This window comes from Rhodococcus wratislaviensis (assembly GCF_900455735.1).
In the GTDB taxonomy this organism is placed as follows: Bacteria; Actinomycetota; Actinomycetes; order Mycobacteriales; family Mycobacteriaceae; genus Rhodococcus_F; species Rhodococcus_F wratislaviensis.
Window position 1 is genome coordinate 24,563 of sequence record NZ_UAUI01000012.1, and the last position, 22,180, is coordinate 46,742.

The window sequence follows — 22,180 nt, forward strand, 5'->3', positions numbered from 1 at the left end:
GGCGAGAAGATCCACTATGCGCGTCCGACCACTCGCGCCACGCCGCCGACCGAGGATTCCCACGCCTCGGCCATGCCGTCGAGTTGCACCGACGGATCGACACTGCGTCCGCGAGCGGCCCTCGCCATCTGGAACTGCACGCTCTTCGCACCCTGCGCCACCGCCCGGAAGCCCGGCGCGAACGCCGCTGCCTCCGCGAACCCGTTGCGCTCGAGGTACTCGCACACGTCGGCAGCCAGTTCGGCGGTGGCACCGCACTGCCGCAACACCCCGAACGTCCACAGGTGGAACGTGTCGATGCCCGCGCTACGAATCCAGGGCACGTCGGCGACGACCCGCTCACCGAGGTCGCGCACCGGATTTCCGTCCGGTCGGGTGGCGAGATGATGCCGCAGCACCGCCTCGAAGCGCGCCGGCCGGTACCCCGGATCCCCGTCGAACCGGACCTGCTCCACGTAGGGGGTGAATGTCGTCGACCCCGCGACGTCCAGCCCGAACAACCCGCGAAAATCGTCACCGGCCAGCCGGTGATACCCACTGTTGTGGAAGTACTCCAGCACACCGCCCTCCCGGTCGATGTGGTTCGCGACGATCGTGGTCTTGGTGTGGCCCTCGCGGTAACCCGTGCCTGCCGTGTCGGGGAGCCAGTGCGCATCCACCTCGACGGTGGACAGCATTCCCGCCGCGAGATTGTCCTCCACGTGGTCGAGGACCCGGCGCCAGACGTTCATCTCACCCACGTCGATCCCGTAGAGCGCGAACAGATCCTCCGGCTTGAACTTCAGGAACGTCCACTGCGATCCGTCGAACCGGGCGCCGAACGCGCACGCCGCGGCCGGCACCGGATCGAGCCCCAGCGAGTGGAGTACCTCCACCCACAGGTCGAGGTAGCAGTTGGTCTCGGTCCACGTCCGTTCGCCGGAGTGGATGGGGTGCGGTTCGTACCCGTCCGGCGAGATGTCGATCAGCCGCAACGTCACAGCGACATCCGGGATTTCACCGCACTCGGCCAGCGCGACGGGTCCATGCCGTGAGTCCGCAGCATCGCGAGCGCGATGCGTTCCATCCCGAATCCCACGCACGCACTGTGGGCGACACCGCCGTCCGCGGTGGCGATGTCGAACGTGACACCGAAATGGTCCTGATGGCAGTTGCACGAGACGACGGCGGTGCCCTCGTCGAGATCGCCGTACAGGCGCACCGTGAGCTCGGTCTTGAGGTTCTCCTCGCGCTGGTTGGCGGCGAGCATGCGTCCGACCCTGCCGAAGAACGGGTCGTTGGCGGCCACCGGCGCGGCGTCCAGCCACAGGTCGGACAGCACCTCGAGCCCGCGCTCGATCCACGAATCACGGTGGGTCGCGGCCTGGTCCGCCGTGCCGATCCGCACGAACTCGTGCATCCGGAACGCCTGCATGCGGGCGGGGTCGAACGCCGGCTCGTGCCGGAAGCAGTAGCCGTACACGTCGAGCAGCGCACCGCCGTCCGGGAGCACACCCGTGAACATCGGGTACGCGGGGTGGCACGCCGCCGATACCAGCATCGTGTCCGTCGGTTCGAGCCACTTGTCCCAGCTCTCGCCGTCGGCTCGCGCCGCCAGCAGTTGGGCGTGCTCGGCGTTGGTGCCGATGAACGTGTTGATCGCACCGGTCAGGTTGGGGAACGACGCGATGTAGTCGGTGCGCTCGAAACTGGTGCGCGGGAACACCGGAGGGAACCGGAATCGAGCCGCGGACGCACCCGGGCCCGCTGCCCGCACGACGGCGTCGATGCCGTCGACGATGTCCTCGAACAACCCGGACCGTCCGTAGAGGCCGGCGACGGACGTGTCCACCAGGAGTCCGGCCTCGAGCAGTTCCGCCCGGAACGCACGGCGGGCCCGCTCGAGTTCGCTCGTCTCTTCCCGCTCCACTGCTGTATCCGTGCTCATATCGTCCCCCGGTATGCCGTGGCCATCTGCGCCGAGTTGGCCATGATTCGATCGTTGTTGACCATGACGGCCGCCCCGTGCGCATCGCGCAGGTGCCGGCCCAGCGAGTACTCCGTGTCTTCCCGGTAGCCGGCGATCCCGCAGATCAGCAGGGCCCTGCCGACGAGGTCGACAACCAGCGTCGACGCCGTCACCTTCAGGTTGTTCATCGCCAGCGAAAAACCCACTCCACCCGCGACTTCGGCCTCCGGTGAACCGGCGGGCGCCGCATCGGCGTCGTCGAACCGGCGCGCCGCAGCGAACACGACGTCCGAGAACTGCTGGTGCACGGCGGCCGCCTCGGCGAGACGCGACGCCGCGGGCGAGGCCACACCCGGCTGCTTCCGCGCTGCCACTCGCACGTACCGGCGCGCCTTTTCCAGCGCGGCGTCGGCGATGCCGAGCCACACGGCCGACCACACCGAGTGCGACACCGGGAGCATCGTCGCTGCCGAGATTTCCGCGTAGGGGTCGGCGACGACGAGGTCGGCTGTGGTGGTGGCACGCAGCACGAAACCGGGACTGCAGGTCCCGCGCAGCCCCAGCGTGTTCCACTCACCGGTGCGCTCGAGCGTCACATCGGCGCGCCGGCAGACGACGAGCACCTGGTCGCTCGGCGGGCTGTCGGGGGTACGCCGCGCGGTCGCGAGGATCGCATCGGCGTACTCGCCGTAGGAGATCACGGGGGCGTTCTTGATCAGCGACACCACCCCGCCGGACTGCTCCACCGCGCACGTGCTGCGTCGCACGTCGCCCCCGATGCCCAGTTCCGTCGTCGCCGACGCGAGCAGATACTGACCGGCGACCGCGTCACGCAGGAAGCCGGAGACGCCGTCGCAACCCGGATGTCGTACGAGCGAGAGGATCTGGGTCTGGTGCATCGCGAACACCATCGCCGTCGCGGCGCAGTGCCGCCCGAGGGTCCGGGCGATCGTGCACAGTTCGCGAAGCGTCGCGCCTTCGCCACCCAGCTCCGGGGGAACGGCACACGAGAGCAACCGCTGGTCCCGGAGCGCGTCGAGCGCTTCCTGCGGAAAGCGCGCGTCCCGATCGACGTCGACGGCCCAGCGCGCGGCCACCTCGGCCACGACTCTCTCGGCTCGCGCCGCCGGTCCCCACGACTGCGCGGACTCGATCCCGGTGTCGCTCGCGAGGGCGATGCTCATGCCACTCCGAGTTCGACGAGTGCGCCCCGAATGGAATCCACGCTCGCGAACGTACTCTTGCGCAGCAGTTCGTCGGGGAACTCGATGTCGAACGAATCCTCCAGCGCCAGCATGACGTTGACGCTCGCGTGCGACGTCAAACCCAGTTCGTAGAGGTCGGCGCCGACGGCGATGCTCGTGGCATCGACGGACAACCGGGCGTGGTCGCCGAGAACCTTGCGGATCGTCTGCTCGCTCATGGGTGGCGTTCTCCTTGGTGATGGGGTGGTGTGCCGTACCGGGACGCGGTGACCATCGCGATCGCGACATCGGCCTCGTGCGAGATCGAGACGTGGAAATCGCCGAGCCCCTGCCGCTCGGCGAGGGCCGACGCGTTGCCGGACAGGCGCACTCCGCATCCGCCCCAGCTCTCGCGCCGGATCTCGATGGACTGCCACGGCAAGGCGACGTCCCTGGGTCGCAACACCTTGACCACGGCCTCCTTGGCCGCGAACCGGGCGGCCAGCCGTTGTGCCCGCGCAGGCCCTTCGCAGGTTTCCAGTTCGTGGGGCGTGAAGATTCTTGTCAGGTAGCGGTCGCCGAAACGCTCGACGCTGCTTCGCACGTGCCCGACCGTCATCACGTCGCACCCGATACGGGACTCGGGGATCGACGAGACAGAACCACCAGACATCGATCCCCCTGCTCCAGTCTTCGACAGTCCCACGTTCCGTGCCGGAAGCTGTCCTCAGCGACTCTCCAGCAAACCCTTCGAGAAGTTACCGCACACCGGCGATTCAAGACAAGAGGTACTGCGGTGTGGGCATAAACATACCCTGAGTCTGTAACGCTGTCTTCGCGACGCAATGAAACAGCAAATGCGGCGCGAGCGATTCCTCCGAGAATTCGCCGTCGCGCCGCGCGGGTAGGCGAGCTACAGCCCGACCTCGATGGCTCCGGCCACCAGCAACTTGCCGATCTTCTCCGCCGAGACCGGTCGGCTGAACAGGAAGCCCTGCGCCCGATGACATCCCATGTCGAGAAGTTGCCGGGCCGACTCGACGTTCTCGACGCCCTCCGCGACCAGCTCCAGGCCGAACGATTCGGCAAGGCCGATGATGGACTTCACGATCGCCCGGTCCCCCGCATTGCTGTCGAGGTTCATCACGAAGCCCTTGTCGATCTTCAGCGTCCCGACCGGCAGCGCCTTGAGGTGGCTGAGGGAGCTGTACCCGGTGCCGAAGTCGTCGATCGCGACCTCGACATCCATCGCGTGCAGCCCTTCGAGCGCTTCACGCGTCCAGGTCAGGTCACTGAGCACAGCGTTCTCGGTGATCTCCAGGCACAGCGCGCCCTTCCGAAGGTCGAATTCCGTCAACGCATTCGCGACGACGTCGAGAAAATCCAGACCGGCCAACTGCCCCGGCGAGACGTTGACGCGGAGATCCAGATCCAGTTCGGGAACCTGCGACCGCCAGTCGGCCCACTGCCGGCAGGCCTTCCGGATCACCCAGCGCCCGAGCTCCCCCGCCACATTCGTCGCCTCGGCGACGTCGATGAACGACGCCGGCTGCAGCAACCCGAGCAGCGGGTGATTCCACCGCACCAGGGCCTCCACCCCGATGATGCGGCCGGTCCGCAGGTCGACCTCGGGCTGGTACTCGAGGAACAGCGACTCGTCCGCGATGGCCGCACGCAGACTGAGCTCGATCATGTTGCGTTTCTCGCTCTCCTCCTGCATCTCGTCCGTGAAGACGCTGATCGCGTTACCGCCCTTGGTCTTCGCGACCATGACGGCCTGGTCGGCCTGGCTGAGAAGTGAACTTGTGGTGGCCTTACCCGGATATCCCGCCGCGACGCCGATGCTGACACTGCGACTGACGACCTCGCGGCCGAGACGCACCCGCTCGGTCACGACGTCGCGGATGTGCTGCGCCCGCGCCTCCGCCTCCTCCAGACCTACCGATCCACCGAGCACGAGCACGAATTCGTCGCCGCCCAGCCTGGAGACGAGGTCGTCGGCTTCGCTGCTCGATCTGAGCCGGTCCGCGATCGTCGAGATGAACCCGTCGCCGGCTCCGTGACCGAAGAAGTCGTTGAGAGGCTTCAGCCGGTCCAGGTCGAGGAACAGGATGGCGACCGGCCCGGGTTCGGACTCGGCGAGGCGGGTGTCCAGGTGGTGGTAGAGCGCGCGCCGGTTACTGAGTCCGGTGAGGGAATCGTGGTCGGCCGAGTAGCGCAACTGCTCTTCGACGACGATGCGCGCCTGGACCTGGGCGAGCAGCGCGGCGATGGCCTTGAGGACGTCGAGTTCCGGCGGGGTCCAGTCGCGGTCGCCGAACTTGATGAATCCGAGCGTGCCCGTCGTCGTGTCACCGGACAGCAGCGGAACGGCCGCGAGCGACACCTGCGGCACCCCGGACGCCTCGCGGACCCGCTCGTTGTAATCCGGACCGGACACCTCCGGACGGAAGATGGCCACTTCCTTCTGGTGCTCGATCTGGGCGAACGTCGAGTCGGCGTCCTTGAAATAGACGACGCCGAGCGGGTCGGGGTCGGGGATGAAGGGCCGCAGCGGGTATTCCGCGACCAGGACTGTCGCCGCGATCTCGTGGTCGGTGAACCTGAGGAAGCTGGTGTCGACCTCGAAGTGCTCCACGAGATCCTGCAACACGCGGGTGGCCACGTTTCTGAACGAGACCGCATCGACGGGCGTGAGCCGGGACGCCACGGTTGTCACCAGGGTCTCGAGCTTTTCGGTTTGCTTCTCGGTGTTCACTGGCCCTCCTGTCCTTACGATATCCGCCTGCGAACCCGGTCGGCGAGGCGCTCGCTCCGAACCGACGGGCCCGGCGCATGGCTGAGCCGTAACACCATGGCGAGCGCTTCACCTGCCTTCGCTCCGACGACGTCGAACAGTTCCTCCCGCAGCCTCTCCAATGGTGCCTCATACCGTGGTGAGAGTTGCTCGAGTTCCGCACTTTCCACACCGTAGAGAAACACCGGTGAAATCGGCTGGACGGCGAGTCCGAGCGCCTGGGCGTGGATCCACACGCTCTCGGTCGCCTCACCGCCGCGCACGTAGTCCCGAGGGGTGCTGCCGGCAATCGCGACGACCGCGACGGCCGAACTCGACGCGACGCGGTCCGCGGTGGACTTGCCGAGGGCGCGTCCCGCGTCCTGTGCGCCGAGTCGTTCCATGACCTCGGGTCTCCGCAGCAGCGCGAGGGTCGACAATTCCGCCGAATCGAGTTCGAGTGCGCGAACGTCGATGCCGGTCTCGACCGAATCCAGGGGCGGCCACCGCAACTCGCCGATCATTTCGCGGTGCAGGGTCGGCGTGAGGAATCGGATGCGGTCCGACTCCGCGAGAATGGCGCCGATCGTCGCGACGTCGTCCCGGTCGGTGACCAGGCAGAGGCGTGCACCCTCGCGAGATGCCGCCTCCGCGAGAAGTCCCGCCTGCGTGTCGTCCAACGGCCGGGGCACGCCCGGCCTGCGATTGGTGGTCCGGTCGAGCATCTGCTCGTAGCGGTCGGTGAGTTCCCGGTCGTTGCCGCTGCCGAACGTCATCGTGGCGACGGGAAGTCCACGGTCCCCGTCGTGGACCGTCACGGCGCCGAGCAGTCCCGCGGCCGACGCGGCGATCCGGGCGTTGTGCAGCGCGGCGCCGACTGCGACACAACTGCCGCGGTACCCGACGTCCATGGCCGTCGTATGTTCCGGGGCCACGGAGATGGTCAGCCCCACCTCGTCCGCCGCGATCGTCCACGGCTGGACGTTGCCGCCGGACGGCGCGCGGGACGCGGCATGCACGATCGCGTCGACGGGGTCGTGCGAGACCGCTGCGGGCACGGCACGATTCGCGGGCTGCTCCGGTAGATCGTGCGGTCTCGGCGGATCGGTGAGGGCATCGAGATGCCGATCCAGATCCATGCGGCACCGACCCGACGAGAGCGGCTGTCCGAGTCCGATGCGCCGCACCGCCGCCGCGACCTCCGCCCCGCCGAGCAGCACCTCGCCTCCGAGCTGAGGCCACGTGGAGATGGTTTCGTCCACCTCCACCAACGATGCCGCCATCGTCGCCGACAGCTGTCCCGCGTCGAGAATCCGGAGGACCAGCGGAATCTTGTCCCGCGAGCCGAGCCCCGCCAGCGATTCCACGTCGACATCACCGATCACTCCGTGGAAGACCGGCCGATCGGGTTCGAGGTCGAATCGCTCGACGTCCAGCAGACCCCGGTCGCTGGTCGCCATCAGCACCGGCAATCCCCTCCGCCTGGCCTCCCGTCGCAGGGACACCTTGACGTCGAGGGAGTCGCATTCGTCGATCACCACGTCCGTGCCGTCCAGGAATTCGGCCACCGACCCGGTGTCGAGACCGTCCTCCCATAACGTCACCGTGACGTAGGGGTCGATCTCCGCGATCCTGCGGGCAGCGACCACAGACTTGTTCACGCCGAGATCCAGAACCGTTCCGGGAACCCGATTCAGGTTGGACAGTTCGAGGGTGTCGAAGTCCGCGAGCCGCAGGCTCCCACACGCACCTTCCAGCGTGAGGGCCAACGCGACCGCGTGACCGACGCTCAGACCGACGATCCCGACGGTCACGTCCCTGAGGCGTTCCTGCTCCTGCACGGTGATCTTGTTCCGATTCCGGTCCAGCCGCAGCAGCCGGAACGATACGGGGCCGAGCAGACGCACCACGGTCCGTCGCCACGAGTAGTACGCCCACACCGGAGCCTCGTCCAGCACACCGGGTCCCGGCGTGGGCACGAGGGAACGGAGACTGTCGAACTGTTGGCCGAGCCGATCGACGAAGACTACCGCGGGGTCGCGGCGGAGACGGTCGAGTACCGCCGCGTCCCCGGAGTGGCCCTCGTCGAGCAGCAGGGCGGTGTACTCACCGCGGGATTCGTTCACGAGACGCTCCGCATCGGCCGGACGACGTTTCCTCCCGTCCCCGTCGCGATGCCTGCCGACGGCGTCGGTCGGGACGTCGTGAGTAACAGTTGGGCCAGCTGCATGGATTCGGCGCGGCCCCTGCGCCTACTCCGATCCCACCACATCAGCCGCGTCTCGTAGCGGTCATCCGGATAGGGCACGGGAGCAATATGGTCGGCCACTACCCCACCGGTGGTTCGCCACGTGTCCAGGACGTGGGAGGCGGCGGTCGCGAGCATGAACTGGACGTCGAGCAGATCCATCGAGAAGGTGGCGAAACGGCCCAGTGCACCGACGAGTTCACCCCGCCGGGAGGCCGTGTCCGCCACCCATGCACCCTTCGCCTCCACGACACCGAACGGCAACCGGTCCTCGATCATCCGGCGGACGGCGGGAGCGCCGGGATCGGTTCCCCATTCCGTGATCGCGTGCGCCTGATCAGCGACAAGATACGGCCCCTGGGCGCGGACGCCGGCCGCGACCGTGCCGTTCGAGTCGATGGCGACGAAGAAGAGTGCGGTGGTGTCGCCGGCCTGAATCTGGCGGTACTCGAGCGCCTTCTCGGCCCCGTACTTGCGATAGCCCGCGACCGCTCCCTCGAGATATTCTTCCCAGAGCGTCGGCTCGTCGGCGGGCCGGGCGACGACGAAGCGACACTCCGCCCGCGGATCCCACACACTCAGAGTTCGATCGAGTATGGTCTCCGTCGACCGTACATCCATCTGCGGGTTCGTCAGCTGTTCAACAGGCATTGGTATTCCCATCGGGCGTCGGTGCGGCAATTCCGGGGACTCACGGGTTACGTAAAGACCCCAAGAACTGGACACACGAACACCCGGTCACAGCCCCGCGGCTACCCATTTTCCGCGTTTACTCCGGATTTGTCACCTGTGATGCCACAAATGGGCCCAAAAACAAACTTCAGGTCGGTAAGTTCCGCCTGTTATTAGCTGAGGGAAATGAACAGCTCGACGCTGCTCGGCGCGCGAAAGACCTCGATCTCCTCCGCGTAGGCACGCTCGATGCGCCCTTCCTTCTCCGCCAGCTCGGCCTGAATCCACACGTCCTCGATCGGGTCGGACGACCGCCCGTCGGGGGTGAACTTGGCGAAGTAGCCGGACGGGACGCGCACCAGCACGTCGCCGATGTCGAGGTGATCGAGGTCGATGCAGCGGTATCCGATCACCGCGGTCCATCCCAGATCCGGGACGGCGACGTAGACGGTGGTCAGTTCCTCGACCCCTCGCTGCTGGACACGCTCACGCGTGAACTTCATCAGGTCGGTGGCGTGCGCCGAGGGACCCAGTTCTATGCGCGGCAGAGTGAGCCCACCGAAGTCGGTCGACTCACGCTTGACGATCTCGAAACTCATTGCTGCCCCTGCCTGGTGGCGGGTGGCACTATCGCCACGTACAGATCGATCCCGAATGCGTGCGGGTAGAACTCGAAATCACCGGTGTAGGACCGCTGAATTTGATGCGATTCCTCCGCGTCGCGAATCTGCCCCCAGAGGGCGTCGAAGAGATCGGGAAACGTTCCGACCGAGGAGAATTTGGCATACGTTCCCGCAGGAATCCGCGACACCAGATGCCCGCGTCCGACCTGATCGAGAGAGGAGCACTCATAGCCGACGATTTGTGTGTAGTACGAATTGATCTCGGGCGCGTGGTCGACATAGGCGGAGGCCAGAGGCCGATCCACGTTCTGCGATAGAAGAGTCGACCACGTCTTTTCGAGAGCCTTGTCGCGGGCTTCTCCGAGCGCCCGCTTGGGGCTACGGACGGCCAGTCCAGCGACCAGCGTCTCTTCGCGTTCGACAATGACGAACGGCATCGGGCACCCTCCGATGTCATCGGCTCATTGGGCTGGCAATGGCGGTTATCTTTCGACCACCCGGAAATTCGGGGGACGAGATTTCACAATACATCCTCCGGTAACCCAAGACGGCGTCATTGGCCTCGCAAAGCCCAGTGCCTAACTGGGCAAACCACGGCGGTACCGACGCATTCCTTTCAACTAGGATGTGGAACCGTTTTGTCTGGCAAAGTACATACTCAAAGTATTTTTTGGCCGATTCTATTGGATTCGAGGTGTGTTTAATGCGAATGCCCGACTCCAGCCTGTGACACACCTAACAATGTGGCGACGATCCCGCACCTGGTCGCGGAAACCTCTTCCCGCGGAAGCGGTTTTCTAGCGCAGCAGGCGCCGGGATGCGAACTGGCGAAAATACACGAGCTTCGACGGCTCGACCAGTCCGGGAAGAATGAAGTACCAGACCCGTTCCATGCGACGGGGAAGATCGTCGAAGGCGCCGGTCGCGGTCGCGACCACGTGGGCCCCCAGCAGCGACCCGAGCAGGAATGTGGACAGAGTTCCCGTGGAGACGTCGTCTTCCGCGAGGACGTCGCCCTCCTCGACCGCTCGTGCCACGAGTCGTTCGAAACCCTGCTGCCACGAGGAGACCACGTTGCCGTGCGTCCCCTGGTAGTCGCCGATCTCGTGCTGCAGTCGCAGCATCGCCGCGACGATCGGGTCGGAACTCGCCGCCTCGATCGCCACGTAGGACAAGGCGACGAGCGCTTCCAGTGCCGGCGTCGGCCCGTCGCTGACGGACGTCATTCCGGCGGTGAGCCGGATCTGCCCCTCGTCGATGACACCGCGGGCCAGGTCTTCCTTGGAACTGAAGTGGAAAATAGAGCGCGCCTTTGGTCACACCCGACTGCTCGATGATCTCGTTCAGACCCGCATTGGCGTAGCCGAGCCGCAAGAAGACGTCGGCCGCCGCCATGAGGACCGAAGCCCGAGTTACCTCTGCTCGAACCTGTCTCGCCATCGACTGCCTCCCGAACAACCCCCCCGACGGGGCGCGCAAACTCCAGCGAACCCTAGCACTTGACAGGCGCAGCCCTAGTGAAGTTGAACCGCGAGTCGGAAAACGAGAACACGTTCACTGAGGTGTCGTGCGGGGCCGATCGGTGCCCAGCTGGGGATCCGCCTCGAGATTGGTCAACCCGTTCCAGCACAGGTTGACCAGATGCGCGGCGACGACCTCCTTCGGAGGCGTCCGCTCGTCCAGCCACCACGTCGCGGTGGTGGACACCATTCCGACCAGCGCCTGCGCGTAGAGCAGGGCCAGATCGGGATTGAAGCCACGCCGTGAAAAATCGCCGGCGAGGATGTGCCCGACCTGACCGATGGCCTCGTTGAGCAGGCTCGAATACGTTCCGTCCGGTGCCGCCACCGGAGAGTCGCGGACGAGGATGCGGAATCCGTCGGTGTGCTCCTCCACATAGGTCAGCAGCGCCAGCGCCACCCGCTCGACCCGGACCCGGGAGCGGTTCTGCTTCAGCGACGACGTCACCATCTCCAGCAGCCGCGACATCTCCCGATCCACGACCACGGCATAGAGGCCCTCTTTGCCGCCGAAGTGTTCGTAGACGACCGGCTTGGAGACGTGCGCCCGCTGTGCGATCTCCTCGATCGACGTCGCCTCGTAGCCTCGCTCGGCGAACAGGGCGCGACCGATCTCGATCAACTGCTCGCGGCGTTGCGTACCGGTCATCCGGGTGCGGACCGCCCTCTCGGGGGTCGCGTCCACGTCCGTGGGTCGGGGCACCGAGGCACCATCCTTTCCTGACACTCGCGACGATGAAGTGCCGCGGGCAGCGTCGAAACACTGCAGGTAGCACCCACTCTATCGGGGCGTTCGAGACAAATTTCCGCAGCGGTTCGACGGGCGGCGGGTCGGCATGCGAGGATTCTCTCGCGCAAACGGGCGTGACACCCCGTGTGTGTGGCAATCCGCCGTAGTGTAATGGCAGCACCTCTGATTTTGGTTCAGATAGTTCAGGTTCGAGTCCTGGCGGCGGAGCGGAGCCTGCGGAGCGAATTCCTGCAGGTGGAGCTGTCGAGAACAGCAAGAGCAGAACGATCCAGAGGGAGCTTCATGCCAGTGCAGACCGCCGTGGTCGTCCTCGCCGCCGGCGCGGGAACTCGGATGCGGTCGAAGACCCCCAAGGTGTTGCACACCCTGGGCGGGCGCACGATGCTGGCGCATTCCCTGCACGCCGCCGCGGAGGTCGATCCGGCCCACCTCGTCACCGTCGTCGGGCACGACAAGGAACGAGTCGGGGTCGCCGTCAGCGCCCTGGAGACCGAACTGGGCCGCCCGATCGCGGTCGCCATCCAGGAAGAGCAGAACGGCACCGGGCACGCCGTCGAATGCGGCCTGTCCGCCCTGCCCGCCGATTTTCGCGGGACCGTGCTGGTCACCGCAGCGGACGTCCCGTTGCTCGATGGTCACACCCTGCACGCTCTCGTCGACGAGCACCACAGCGAACCCACCCCCGCAGCGGTCACGATGCTGACGTTCACCGCTCCCGAGCCCCGGGGTTACGGGCGGATCGTGCGCCAACCCCACGACGGTGAGATCGCCGAGATCGTGGAAGAGGCCGACGCCACCGAGGAGCAGGCGGCCATCACCGAGGTCAACGCAGGTGTGTACGCGTTCGACGCCGCGTTCCTGCGCTCCGCGCTCGGGCAGCTCAACGCGAACAACGCGCAGGGCGAGCTGTACCTGACCGACGTCGTCAAGATCGCCCGCGAGGCCGGTGCACCCGTCTTCGCCGCCCACCTGTCCGACTCGGCGAAGGTCGCAGGCGCCAACGATCGAGTCCAGCTGTCGAGGCTGGCCGCCGAACTCAACCGCCGCACCGTCGAGAACTGGATGCGGGCCGGAGTCACCGTCGTCGACCCGTCGACCACGTGGATCGACGTCGGCGTCACGCTCGCTCGCGACGTCACCATCCATCCGGGAGTGCAACTGCTCGGCACCACCACCGTGGGCGAGGACGCGGTGATCGGTCCCGACACCACGCTCACCGACGTGTCGGTCGGCGAAGGCGCCAGCGTGGTGCGCACCCACGGCTCGGAATCGAGGATCGGCGCAGGCGCCACCGTCGGCCCCTTCTCCTACCTGCGTCCCGGCACCGTCCTCGGTGCGTCCGGCAAGCTCGGCGCATTCGTCGAGACGAAGAACGCCGACATCGGAGCGCACTCCAAAGTTCCTCACCTGACCTACGTGGGCGACGCCACGATCGGCGAGCACAGCAACATCGGTGCGTCGAGCGTGTTCGTCAATTACGACGGCGTCGCCAAGAGCCGTACGGTGGTGGGGTCACACGTCCGGACCGGGTCGGACACCATGTTCGTCGCTCCGGTACAGGTCGGTGACGGTGCTTACACCGGCGCCGGCACGGTGCTGCGTTTCGACGTACCACCGGGGGCACTCGCGGTCTCCGGCGGGAAGCAGCGCAATATTGACGGCTGGGTGCAACGAAATCGGCCCGGTACGGCCGCCGCCGAGGCGGCAGCCGCCGCGGGACCGCACCACAGTTCAGATCTGCACGAAACCGAGAAGCAAGATTTAAAGGATGGCATAGAGCAGTGACCGCGAATTGGATCGACAACCAGAAGAACCTCATGCTTTTTTCTGGTCGCGCGCATCCGGAGCTGGCCGAACAGGTGGCGAAGGAACTCGACGTGCGGGTCACCCCGCAGACTGCCCGTGACTTCGCGAACGGCGAGATCTTCGTCCGTTTCGAGGAGTCGGTCCGCGGCTCCGACGCCTTCGTGCTGCAGAGCCACCCGGCCCCGCTGAACACGTGGGTGATGGAACAGCTGATCATGATCGACGCGCTCAAGCGCGGATCGGCCAAGCGCATCACCGCGATCCTGCCGTTCTACCCGTACGCACGCCAGGACAAGAAGCACCGCGGCCGTGAGCCCATCTCGGCTCGCCTGATCGCCGACCTCCTCAAGACGGCAGGCGCCGACCGCATCATCACGGTCGACCTCCACACCGATCAGATCCAGGGCTTCTTCGACGGCCCCGTCGACCACATGCACGCCCAGGGTCAGCTCGCCGAGTACATCCGCGGCAACTACGGCACCGAGAACATCGCCGTCGTCTCGCCCGACTCCGGTCGCGTCCGGGTCGCCGAGAAGTGGGCCGACACCCTCGGTGGCGCGCCGCTGGCGTTCATCCACAAGACGCGCGACCCGCTGGTGCCCAACCAGGTGAAGTCCAACCGCGTCGTCGGTGACGTCGAAGGCCACACCTGCATCCTGATCGACGACATGATCGACACCGGTGGAACCATCGCCGGCGCCGTGAAGATCCTCAAGGAGGCCGGCGCGGGCGACGTGATCATCGCCGCCACCCACGGCGTCCTGTCCGATCCGGCGGCCGAGCGTCTCGCCGCGTGTGGTGCCAAGGAAGTCATCGTCACCAACACGCTTCCGATCGACGAGTCGAAGAAGTTCCCGACCCTCACGGTGCTGTCCATCGCCCCGCTGCTGGCTCGCACCATCAAGGAAGTTTTCGAGAACGGCTCGGTCACGTCGCTGTTCAACGGCAACGCCTAGGCGCTTCGCGCCTGTGAGTGGTTGACGAGTCTCTGGACTCGTCAACCACTCACAGGCGTAGCCTTTCCCTGTGTTCACCGGGATCCCCACCGCTGCTCTCGACTTCTACGAGGACCTCGAGGCAGACAACAGCAAGAGCTTCTGGACCGCGCACAAATCCGTCTACGACGACTCCGTGCGCGCACCCATGACCGCCCTGCTCGCGGAACTCGAATCGGAATTCGGCGCAGGCAAGGTGTTTCGCCCCTACCGCGACGTCCGGTTCTCCAAGGACAAGACGCCCTACAAGACCCATCAGGGCGGATTCGTCGAAACCCGCCCCGGTGTGGGCTACTACGTGCAGATCGATGCGGCCGGACTGTTCGTCGCCGGCGGCTTCTACGCGCATACCCCGGTCCAGGTCGGGCGTTTCCGTGACGCCGTCGACGACGACCGGAGGGGCCGCGAACTCGTCCGGCTCGTGAAGAAGGTTCGATCGTCGGGGTTCGAGATCGGCGGCGACACACTCAAGACCCGTCCCCGCGGCGTCGCCGAGGACCACCCGCGACTCGACCTGATGCGTCACAAGTCTCTCACCGCCAGCCGGAGCTACCTCTCCCCCGACTGGATCGAAACTCCCCGCGCCGCTGACGAAGTGCGCACCGCGTGGCGTTCGATGCGGCCGCTCGTCGACTGGCTGACCACCGTCATCGGCGCCGGAGAATGAAACTTACCGGTCGGGAAAACACGTGTGGCACACAGCGTTTGCGGAGCACTTTGCGAGCCTCGGCATGATCTTCGTCACGCTTGGCCACAGAACCGCAGGTCGTACTTACGGCGATGTGACTCGCACGCTCGAATTCCCCTACTGTGGCTCGTCGTGATCGACGCGCAGACTCTCTCCGGCCCTATCGATATCGCTGCAATTCGAAACGTCCGGCGTTGGTCGCCGGGGGCGTGCGTGTGGTGCGGAGACGACAACGCCGTCGAGATGTTCCGTAACGAACCTCGCTGTGGCACTTGCCGCGAGAAGGAATCGGTCATCGACGAGGCCCGCCGCTTCCTCGGCATGTACGGCCTGCGGCCGCTCGGCGGCACGTTGCAGTCGGACGACGACGAAGAGCGTGAGCACCGGGTCAACGCCCGCGATGCGCGCCGCGAACTCAACGAGATGAAGCTCGCGGAACTCCCGGACCCGGCCGCCGTGCGCAAGGCGCTCCGTCCCCGGGCGGCCAGCGTGGTGTCGGAGCCGCGCAGCACCGCTCATTCCGGAACGTCGTCGGCGTCTGCGTCGACCCGCCCGAGCACGTCCCGCACGTCCGCCACGCCGCCGGTGGCACCGGTGCGCACCGACGCCGTCGACGTCGCCGCACTGGAAACGCGCGTCACGGGCCTGCTCGATCAGCTCTCGGCCATCGACGCCCAGATGAACCTGATCGGTGAGCCCGCCGGCCTCGCCGCGCGTGCCCGGATCAGCGACCTCGAGAAGCAGCGCGCCACCGTGCTCCGCACCCTCGCGGCTCTGGAGAAGGCCCGGATCGCGGCCGGCCAGTAGGCCACCACTTTCGGGCTGCCGCAGGGTGATACTGTCGCCCTTCGTGCAGCCCGTCTCCTCACCCACCGCGCTCGTCATCGACGCGAAGAAGCCGCCGATGGGCCCGATGCTGGTGACCCCCAATGCCCGCATCAACGGGTTTCACGTGCCGCTTCGGTGGGGCCACAACGAGATTCCGGCGCCGCCGGGCGTGCACCACATCCAGATCTCGGTCCCGTGGATCTGGGAGCAGGGCAGGGCGCAGATCACCGTCGACAACCGGTACCACCCGGCTCCCCCGGTGTACTACGCGTCGCCGTTCAGCAGTTTCAGCAAGGGCGCCATCGACCATCGGCCGGTGAAGAATCCCGGACTGCTCGGGTTGCTGCTCATCCTCACACCGGTACTCGTCCTGATCCTCGCTGTCGTGGCGTTCGCCCTGTTCGGCTAGAGAGGTCGTAGCCCCACCATTGACACAATGGGATATGTGTCTCACCATCGATACATGACCGCATATGTGTCGAGCGTCTCGTTCGTGCCGAGGTCCGGACAATCGTGGCGTGCTCCGTGGCAGATGTACGCCGGCCTGCGCGACCACGACCCCGTCCATCACGTCGTCCCCGAGGGCGCACCCGAGAACGACTACTGGGTGTTGTCCCGGCACGCCGACGTCTACGCGGCGGCCCGCGACGCCGAGACGTTCTCCTCCGCGGCCGGCCTCACGACGACGTACGGCGAGCTCGAGAAGATCGGCCTGCAGGACAATCCGCCGCTGGTGATGCTCGACCCGCCCGACCACACCGCGTTCCGCCGTCTCGTGTCGAAGGGATTCACCCCACGGCAGGTCACCGCCGTCGAGCCGGACGTCCGGGCGTTCGTGGTGGAGCGCATCGAACGACTGCGCGAGGCCGGTGAGGGCGATGTGGTGAAAGACCTGTTCAAGCCGTTGCCGAGCATGGTCGTCGCCCACTACCTCGGAGTCCCCGATGAGGACCGAGCGCAGTTCGACGGATGGACCGAGGCCATCGTCGCGGCCAATGCGCAGGGCGACACGCTGCAGGCGACGGGTGCGGTCACCGATCTGATGGGCTACTTCGCCGGACTGATCGAGCGGCGGCGCACCGACCCCGGAGACGACACGATCTCGCACCTCGTCGCCGGAGGGATGGGAGCCGACGGCGACGTCACCGGGCTGCTCGCCATCCTCGGTTTCGCGTTCACGATGGTCACCGGCGGCAACGACACCACCACCGGGATGCTCGGCGGCGCAGTCCAGTTGCTCACCGAACACCGGGATCAGCGTCGTGATCTGATCGAACATCCGGAGCTCGTCGGCGACGCCGTCGAGGAGTTGCTGCGGCTCACGGCCCCCGTCCAGGGCCTCGCCCGAACGGTGACCCGCGACGTCGAGATCGACGGCACCGTCGTTCCCGAGGGACGGAAGGTGCTCCTGCTGTACGGCTCCGCGAACCGCGACCCGCGCCGGTTCGGGCCGGATTCCGAGGTCCTGGACGTGCGTCGCAGTCCGAAGCAGATCCTCACGTTCAGCCACGGGGCCCACCACTGCCTGGGTGCGGCCGCGGCACGGATGCAGGCGCGGATCGCGCTCGAGGAACTGCTGGCCCGCTGCCCCGACTTCACCGTCGACATCGACGCCGTCGTCTACGCGGACGGCAATTACGTGCGCCGCCCGACGAGCGTCCCGTTCCGGATGCGTGAAGCATGACCGCCGACTGGATGAGGGACGAACGCCCCCGCCTCGCCGCCGAGCGCATCCTCGACGTCGCGGCCCAGCTGTACGTCGAGAACGGCATCGCCGCCGTCGGTATGGCCGAGGTCGCCCGGGCGGCCGGATGCTCTCGCGCCACGCTGTACCGCTACTTCGACAGCAGGCAGTCGTTGCAGTTGGCGTTCGTCCACCGCGAGGCCCGGCGCATCGGCGCGCTGGTCGCGGAGGAGGTGTCCGCGGCCGGCGACCCGAAGGACGTGATCGTGGAGGCGATGCTGGCCGCGATCCGGCTGGTGCGCGCCGACCCGACTCTGGCCGCCTGGTTCCAGCTCGGCGACTCCGGCCTCGCCGCGCAGATCGCACACTCGTCGGACGTCATCGAGTCGCTGGGCACCGCCTTCCTGGGGCAGGCGGGGTTCTCCGGAGAGGAGACGTCCCGGAAGGCACGGTGGCTCGTTCGCATCATCGTCTCCCTGCTCACCGTGCCGGGAGTCGACGACACCGACGAACGCACGATGCTCGAGCAGTTCGTCGCACCGGCGATCGCCGAGCACGACTCCGGACGCGCCCGACTCCTGCCATCGCCGGACGAACGGGACGCTCGTTCGATCTGACGCAACGAGCGTCCCGTTCGTCCGGGTGCGGGACCGTCAGCGCACCGCGCCCGCCTGCTCGTCCGCATCGACCTCGAGGGTCGTCCTCCGGTCGGATTCACCGATCCGTGCGAAGACGAGTTGCTTGCGGAGCCGCAGGTAGCAGTACAGGGCGATGTAGCCGAGCACGGTCGCGAAGAAGATCCACGCGACCACACCTCGTGCTCCGGACGGGAACGGGTTGAAGCTGTACCAGTACACCAGCACGGACCCGATCGCGGCGAGGACGGTCGCGAGTCCGATGCCCAGGCGCAGCGACCGCGACCGGACCGCGCAGTAGCCGGCCGCCAGCGCGGTGAGTCCGTAGGCGGCGATCAGCATGTAGCCGGCGTACGTCCCGAGCAGGCCGTACGACGTCTCCGCCGCGGTCACGACCACGCCGAGGAGCCCCGCCACCAGATAGATGGCGCCGAGGGTCGTCACCGCACCGGCGGGGGTTCCGTGGCGGGCGCTGACCTTGCCGAGGCGAGCGGGCAGCAGACCGTCGCGGGCCAGGGTGTACACGGTCCGGCTGGTGCCTGCCATGACGCCGAGAGTCGACCCGAAGAAGCTGATGGCGACACCGATGTCGATCAGATAGCCGAGCCACCCGACGCCGTTGTGCTCCGCCAGGGTGTCGAGGGGTGCGTTCATGTTCTCGATCGGCAACCCGCGGAAGCCGAGCACGATGATGTAGGTGGCGACGATGTAGAGCACCCCGCAGGCCAGGACCGATCCGACGACGGCGAAGCTGATGGCCCGCTTGGGATGACGCGCCTCGCGGCCCAGGGTGGCGGCGTGGTCGAATCCGGCGAGGGAGAACACGGAGAATCCTGCGGTCGCGAGAATCGCTGTGGCACTGAACCCGTGGAAGTCGAACTGCCTGCTGTCGATCGGACCGATGTCCGAATTCGCGAGGACCACGATCAGGAGCACGACGATTACTGCCACCGTGAAGAATTCGATCACCAGCAGCAGCTTCGCGGACAGCTTCACCTCACGAAGGTTCAGGGCGGTCACCGCGACCGCGACGGCCCCGGCGCAGATGCCGAGTGTCCACGTGCTCGCGGGCAGACCCGCCTTCTGCAGGAAGGCGTCGAGGTAGATCGCCGAGCCGATCACGCACGCGGGTCCCGCGACGAGTGACGACGCGAGGTGGGTGACCATGACGAAGAATCCGGCGGGCTTCCCTGCCGCGCGGGCCGCGAGTCCGTACGTTCCTCCGGTGGTGGTGAAGCGTTTGGCGAGCCAGCCGATGCCGCCGGCGAACCCGAGGACCAGTACCGAGGTCACGGCCCAGGTGATCCAGCTGAGGTTGCCGGCAATCGTGACGACGACACCGATCGCGAGGGCCAGCGTGGACGCGGGCGCCAGAATGCCGAGCGACACGCCGAACACTGCCCACGTCGGGAGGATTCCGCGCGGCAGCTGACCGGCCTCGGCGTCGGTGATTCCCGCCGAGGACATCATCGTGTCCCCCGTGGTCGATCCATCATGCACAGTCTTCATGAACGCTCCTCGCGGATGACAGGACAGAGGGTGTCGAATAGTTGGCTGGTGGGCCAGTTATGAATCATCGTGAGGGCGATCACACTCGATGTCAAGAGCGCGCCACCCCCCGGACGGCACCCCGCCGCGACGGAGAGAGGTGGGTTGACAGCCACTGTGAGTGCCGCCACAATCTAAATTGACTGATGCGCCAGTTATCTATTTTCCGATCGACAGCAACGCGAGATCGAGGAGAGTCCCCTATGACCACTGTGGTGGCCGAGTCCGTCACACAACTGAGCGTGTTCTCCGACCCTGCCTCGGTAGCCGTCGTCGGCGCCTCCGCCGATCCCGCGAAGTGGGGCTATTGGCTGGCGAGCGGCGCCCTGACCGGCGAGCACCGCCGCCGAGTCCATCTGGTCAACAGGAGAACCGACACCCTCCTCGAACACCCATGCCATCCGAACCTGTCCGCCCTCCCCGAGGTCCCCGACCTCGTGGCCCTCTGCGTGCCGGCGCCGTTCGTCTCGGACATGGTGGACGAGGCCCTCGCACTCGGCGTCCGCGGTTTCCTCGGCGTCACCGCAGGAGTTCCCGGCGAAGCCGAACTCGCGGCCCGGATCCGCAGTGCCGGAGCACGACTCGTCGGCACCAACAGTCTCGGCATCTACGACAGCGCCACCGACCTCTCCCTGGCGTGGGGACGGTTCACACCCGGGCCGCTCGCCGTCATCTCGCAGAGCGGCCAACTCGGCTCCGAACTCGCCGCGCTCGGCGCCCGGTACGGCGTGGGCGTCTCCCGGTTCGTCTCCATCGGTAACCAGTCCGACGTCACCGCCGCCGAACTGCTCTCCGATCTCGGCAGCCACGACCCGACGCGCGTGATCGCCCTGTACCTCGAAAGCTTCAGCGACGGTGAATCCCTGTTCCGGACGTTGTGCGCCCTGCGCGACACCGGACGACCGACCCTGCTGCTGACGGTCGGCGCCAGCGCCGCGAGCACCCGCCTGGCGCGTTCCCACACCGGCTCCCTCACCTCTGCCATGGACGTCGTCGACGCCGCGTGCCGCGCGGCAGGCGTACTCCGCGTGAGCACCCCCGACGAGTTGATCACCGTCGCCCGGGCATTCCTCTCCACCACCGTTCCCGCCGGCAACCGCGTCGCCATCGTCGGCGACAGTGGCGGGCAGTGCGCGATCGCCGCGGACGTGACGAGTGCGAGCGCATTGACCGTTCCCGACTTCTCACCCGGGCTCGCCGAATCCATTGCACTGCAACTACCGACGGGCGCGGCCAGCAACAACCCGGTAGACCTCGCCGGCGCCGGCGAGCAGGATCTGGGAAGTTACGCGAGCGTCGTCGAACACCTTCTCCGTGCCGACGAGTCGGACGCCGTGGTGCTGACCGGGTACTTCGGCTGCTACGCGCGGGACGCTCCCAGTCTCGCCGAACGCGAAGCGGCCGTGGCCGAACGGATCGGCCGGGCATCCGCGGCGACGGGCAAGCCCGTCGTCGTCCACACCATGGCTCCGGAATCGAGCACCGCGCAGGCATTGCGGCGGCACGGCGTCCCCGTGTTCGACACGGTCGATTCCGCGGTCCGCGCCTTGTCCGGGCTGTCCCGCCTGCGACCGCCGCAGCCGTCGAATCACCCTCTCTCCGAGCCTGTTCCGCAGGACATGCTCCGGTCCGGCTACTGGGCCGCGCGTGAACTTCTCACCGAACTCGGTGTCACCTTCCCCGACGGCGGGGTCGTACGCACCCACGAGGAGGCGGTCGCACTGGCCGGCCGTCTGCGGGCCCCGTTCGTCCTCAAGGCGAGCTGGCTCGAGCACAAGAGCGAGGCGGGCGGGGTCGCGGTCGGCATCGACGGTCCCCAACAACTGGCGCGCACCTTCCAGGACATGCATGCCCGGCTCGGCGACGGTGACTACGTGCTCGAGGAGCAGGACACCCGGGCGGGCACCGTGGAGATCCTGGTCGGCGCACGCCGTGATCCCGACCTCGGTCCGGTGATCGTGGTGGGCGCAGGCGGCACCGAAACCGAAGTGCTCCAGGACATCCGTCTCGAATCGGCCCCCGTCGGACCCGAGGACGCCCTCGCGATGCTCGAAAACCTTCGGTGCATGCCGCTTCTCCGCGGATGGCGGGGACGCCCCGCGGTGTCCGTCGACGGCCTGGTCGACGTGGTCACGCGGGTGTCCCGGTTGATCGCGGAACGGCCCGACATCGCCGAGATCGAGTTGAATCCGGTCCGCGTCGCCCCGGACGGAGCGCTCACCGTCGACGCGCTCGTCGTGGCCGCCGAACCGACACCCGCCCCGTGAGTCCACA

General features: G+C 67.0%; 20 protein-coding genes, 1 tRNA gene and 1 pseudogene. 9 read left to right on the forward strand and 13 right to left on the reverse strand.

The annotated features are described in order from the left end of the window. Positions 1-14: 14 nt before the first annotated feature. The 12 genes and pseudogenes from DTA22_RS18260 to DTA22_RS18315 all read right to left on the reverse strand — a co-directional run bounded on the left by DTA22_RS18260 (position 15) and on the right by DTA22_RS18315 (position 11,620). Positions 15-980 carry a DUF1839 family protein gene (locus tag DTA22_RS18260; protein WP_112300452.1) on the reverse strand — a complete coding sequence of 322 codons (966 nt, stop codon included), beginning with the start codon at positions 978-980 and terminating at the stop codon, positions 15-17. Continuing rightward, positions 977-1,927, reverse strand: coding sequence for an amino acid--[acyl-carrier-protein] ligase (locus DTA22_RS18265; RefSeq protein ID WP_112300454.1), 951 nt, complete (start codon positions 1,925-1,927; stop codon positions 977-979). The genes DTA22_RS18260 and DTA22_RS18265 overlap by 4 nt, the downstream gene beginning before the upstream one ends. Next, the gene (locus tag DTA22_RS18270) at positions 1,924-3,132 is read right to left on the reverse strand and encodes an acyl-CoA dehydrogenase family protein (protein ID WP_112300456.1); all 1,209 of its coding nucleotides are present in this window, start codon (positions 3,130-3,132) and stop codon (positions 1,924-1,926) included. Before DTA22_RS18270 ends, DTA22_RS18265 begins: the two co-directional genes overlap by 4 nt. Then, on the reverse strand, positions 3,129-3,371 hold the full coding sequence (locus DTA22_RS18275; RefSeq protein ID WP_112300458.1) for an acyl carrier protein: 243 nt from the start codon (positions 3,369-3,371) through the stop codon (positions 3,129-3,131). The genes DTA22_RS18270 and DTA22_RS18275 overlap by 4 nt, the downstream gene beginning before the upstream one ends. Then, entirely contained in the window at positions 3,368-3,805 is a 438-nt protein-coding gene (gene acpS, locus DTA22_RS18280; RefSeq protein WP_112300460.1) for a holo-ACP synthase, read from the reverse strand. The genes DTA22_RS18275 and acpS overlap by 4 nt, the downstream gene beginning before the upstream one ends. 240 nt (positions 3,806-4,045) lie before the next feature. Then, positions 4,046-5,890 carry a putative bifunctional diguanylate cyclase/phosphodiesterase gene (locus tag DTA22_RS18285; protein WP_037243995.1) on the reverse strand — a complete coding sequence of 615 codons (1,845 nt, stop codon included), beginning with the start codon at positions 5,888-5,890 and terminating at the stop codon, positions 4,046-4,048. 14 nt (positions 5,891-5,904) lie between these two features. Beyond that, a complete protein-coding gene (locus DTA22_RS18290) occupies positions 5,905-8,034 on the reverse strand; it encodes an Rv1355c family protein (RefSeq protein ID WP_112300462.1) in 2,130 nt (709 codons plus the stop codon). Then, positions 8,031-8,807 carry a hypothetical protein gene (locus DTA22_RS18295; protein WP_112300464.1) on the reverse strand — a complete coding sequence of 259 codons (777 nt, stop codon included), beginning with the start codon at positions 8,805-8,807 and terminating at the stop codon, positions 8,031-8,033. Before DTA22_RS18295 ends, DTA22_RS18290 begins: the two co-directional genes overlap by 4 nt. Before the next feature lie 194 nt (positions 8,808-9,001). Beyond that, positions 9,002-9,427, reverse strand: a complete 426-nt coding sequence (locus tag DTA22_RS18300) for a hypothetical protein (protein ID WP_112300466.1) — start codon at positions 9,425-9,427, stop codon at positions 9,002-9,004. Next, the gene (locus DTA22_RS18305) at positions 9,424-9,888 is read right to left on the reverse strand and encodes a GyrI-like domain-containing protein (RefSeq protein WP_112300468.1); all 465 of its coding nucleotides are present in this window, start codon (positions 9,886-9,888) and stop codon (positions 9,424-9,426) included. The genes DTA22_RS18300 and DTA22_RS18305 overlap by 4 nt, the downstream gene beginning before the upstream one ends. 360 nt (positions 9,889-10,248) lie before the next feature. Further along, positions 10,249-10,891: pseudogene (locus DTA22_RS18310) on the reverse strand (ScbR family autoregulator-binding transcription factor). Between the two features lie 114 nt (positions 10,892-11,005). Then, a complete protein-coding gene (locus tag DTA22_RS18315) occupies positions 11,006-11,620 on the reverse strand; it encodes a TetR/AcrR family transcriptional regulator (RefSeq protein WP_206031502.1) in 615 nt (204 codons plus the stop codon). 238 nt (positions 11,621-11,858) lie between these two features. Between DTA22_RS18315 and DTA22_RS18320 the strand changes: the two genes are divergently transcribed. From DTA22_RS18320 to DTA22_RS18355, 8 genes are all read left to right on the forward strand, one after another. Beyond that, positions 11,859-11,929: transfer RNA gene (locus tag DTA22_RS18320), tRNA-Gln, on the forward strand. Between the two features lie 75 nt (positions 11,930-12,004). After that, positions 12,005-13,507, forward strand: a complete 1,503-nt coding sequence (gene glmU / locus DTA22_RS18325) for a bifunctional UDP-N-acetylglucosamine diphosphorylase/glucosamine-1-phosphate N-acetyltransferase GlmU (protein WP_112300469.1) — start codon at positions 12,005-12,007, stop codon at positions 13,505-13,507. Continuing rightward, positions 13,504-14,484 carry a ribose-phosphate diphosphokinase gene (locus DTA22_RS18330; RefSeq protein ID WP_005238800.1) on the forward strand — a complete coding sequence of 327 codons (981 nt, stop codon included), beginning with the start codon at positions 13,504-13,506 and terminating at the stop codon, positions 14,482-14,484. The genes glmU and DTA22_RS18330 overlap by 4 nt, the downstream gene beginning before the upstream one ends. Before the next feature lie 70 nt (positions 14,485-14,554). Beyond that, positions 14,555-15,190: a DUF2461 domain-containing protein gene (locus DTA22_RS18335; RefSeq protein WP_112300471.1), complete on the forward strand. Its 636-nt coding sequence runs from the start codon at positions 14,555-14,557 to the stop codon at positions 15,188-15,190. A 153-nt stretch (positions 15,191-15,343) separates the two neighbouring features. Further along, positions 15,344-16,018 (forward strand): hypothetical protein, encoded by a 675-nt coding sequence (locus DTA22_RS18340; protein WP_174233823.1) that lies wholly within the window; start codon positions 15,344-15,346, stop codon positions 16,016-16,018. Between the two features lie 43 nt (positions 16,019-16,061). Beyond that, positions 16,062-16,448, forward strand: coding sequence for a hypothetical protein (locus DTA22_RS18345; protein ID WP_112300473.1), 387 nt, complete (start codon positions 16,062-16,064; stop codon positions 16,446-16,448). A 54-nt stretch (positions 16,449-16,502) separates the two neighbouring features. Continuing rightward, positions 16,503-17,723: a cytochrome P450 gene (locus DTA22_RS18350; protein WP_174233824.1), complete on the forward strand. Its 1,221-nt coding sequence runs from the start codon at positions 16,503-16,505 to the stop codon at positions 17,721-17,723. Then, complete coding sequence (locus tag DTA22_RS18355; RefSeq protein WP_112300477.1) at positions 17,720-18,340, forward strand: TetR/AcrR family transcriptional regulator; 621 nt, start codon at positions 17,720-17,722, stop codon at positions 18,338-18,340. The genes DTA22_RS18350 and DTA22_RS18355 overlap by 4 nt, the downstream gene beginning before the upstream one ends. A gap of 36 nt (positions 18,341-18,376) precedes the next feature. Here DTA22_RS18355 and DTA22_RS18360 read toward each other — a convergent pair whose 3' ends face one another. Continuing rightward, on the reverse strand, positions 18,377-19,867 hold the full coding sequence (locus DTA22_RS18360) for an APC family permease (RefSeq protein WP_112300479.1): 1,491 nt from the start codon (positions 19,865-19,867) through the stop codon (positions 18,377-18,379). Between the two features lie 242 nt (positions 19,868-20,109). On the opposite strand from DTA22_RS18360, the gene DTA22_RS18365 reads away from it, so the two are divergent. Continuing rightward, positions 20,110-22,173: an acetate--CoA ligase family protein gene (locus DTA22_RS18365; protein ID WP_112300481.1), complete on the forward strand. Its 2,064-nt coding sequence runs from the start codon at positions 20,110-20,112 to the stop codon at positions 22,171-22,173. The last annotated feature ends 7 nt before the right edge of the window (positions 22,174-22,180 follow it).

Bases quoted from the DNA above. Each gene is read 5' to 3' on its own strand.
- DTA22_RS18355 (WP_112300477.1), top strand. From the start codon at position 17,720: ATGACCGCCGACTGGATGAGGGACGAACGCCCCCGCCTCGCCGCCGAG.
- DTA22_RS18295 (WP_112300464.1), bottom strand. From the start codon at position 8,807: ATGCCTGTTGAACAGCTGACGAACCCGCAGATGGATGTACGGTCGACG.
- glmU (WP_112300469.1), top strand. From the start codon at position 12,005: ATGCCAGTGCAGACCGCCGTGGTCGTCCTCGCCGCCGGCGCGGGAACT.
- DTA22_RS18305 (WP_112300468.1), bottom strand. From the start codon at position 9,888: ATGCCGTTCGTCATTGTCGAACGCGAAGAGACGCTGGTCGCTGGACTG.
- DTA22_RS18315 (WP_206031502.1), bottom strand. From the start codon at position 11,620: ATGACCGGTACGCAACGCCGCGAGCAGTTGATCGAGATCGGTCGCGCC.
- DTA22_RS18265 (WP_112300454.1), bottom strand. From the start codon at position 1,927: ATGAGCACGGATACAGCAGTGGAGCGGGAAGAGACGAGCGAACTCGAG.
- DTA22_RS18350 (WP_174233824.1), top strand. From the start codon at position 16,503: ATGACCGCATATGTGTCGAGCGTCTCGTTCGTGCCGAGGTCCGGACAA.
- DTA22_RS18275 (WP_112300458.1), bottom strand. From the start codon at position 3,371: ATGAGCGAGCAGACGATCCGCAAGGTTCTCGGCGACCACGCCCGGTTG.
- DTA22_RS18300 (WP_112300466.1), bottom strand. From the start codon at position 9,427: ATGAGTTTCGAGATCGTCAAGCGTGAGTCGACCGACTTCGGTGGGCTC.
- DTA22_RS18360 (WP_112300479.1), bottom strand. From the start codon at position 19,867: ATGAAGACTGTGCATGATGGATCGACCACGGGGGACACGATGATGTCC.
- DTA22_RS18365 (WP_112300481.1), top strand. From the start codon at position 20,110: ATGACCACTGTGGTGGCCGAGTCCGTCACACAACTGAGCGTGTTCTCC.
- acpS (WP_112300460.1), bottom strand. From the start codon at position 3,805: ATGTCTGGTGGTTCTGTCTCGTCGATCCCCGAGTCCCGTATCGGGTGC.
- DTA22_RS18270 (WP_112300456.1), bottom strand. From the start codon at position 3,132: ATGAGCATCGCCCTCGCGAGCGACACCGGGATCGAGTCCGCGCAGTCG.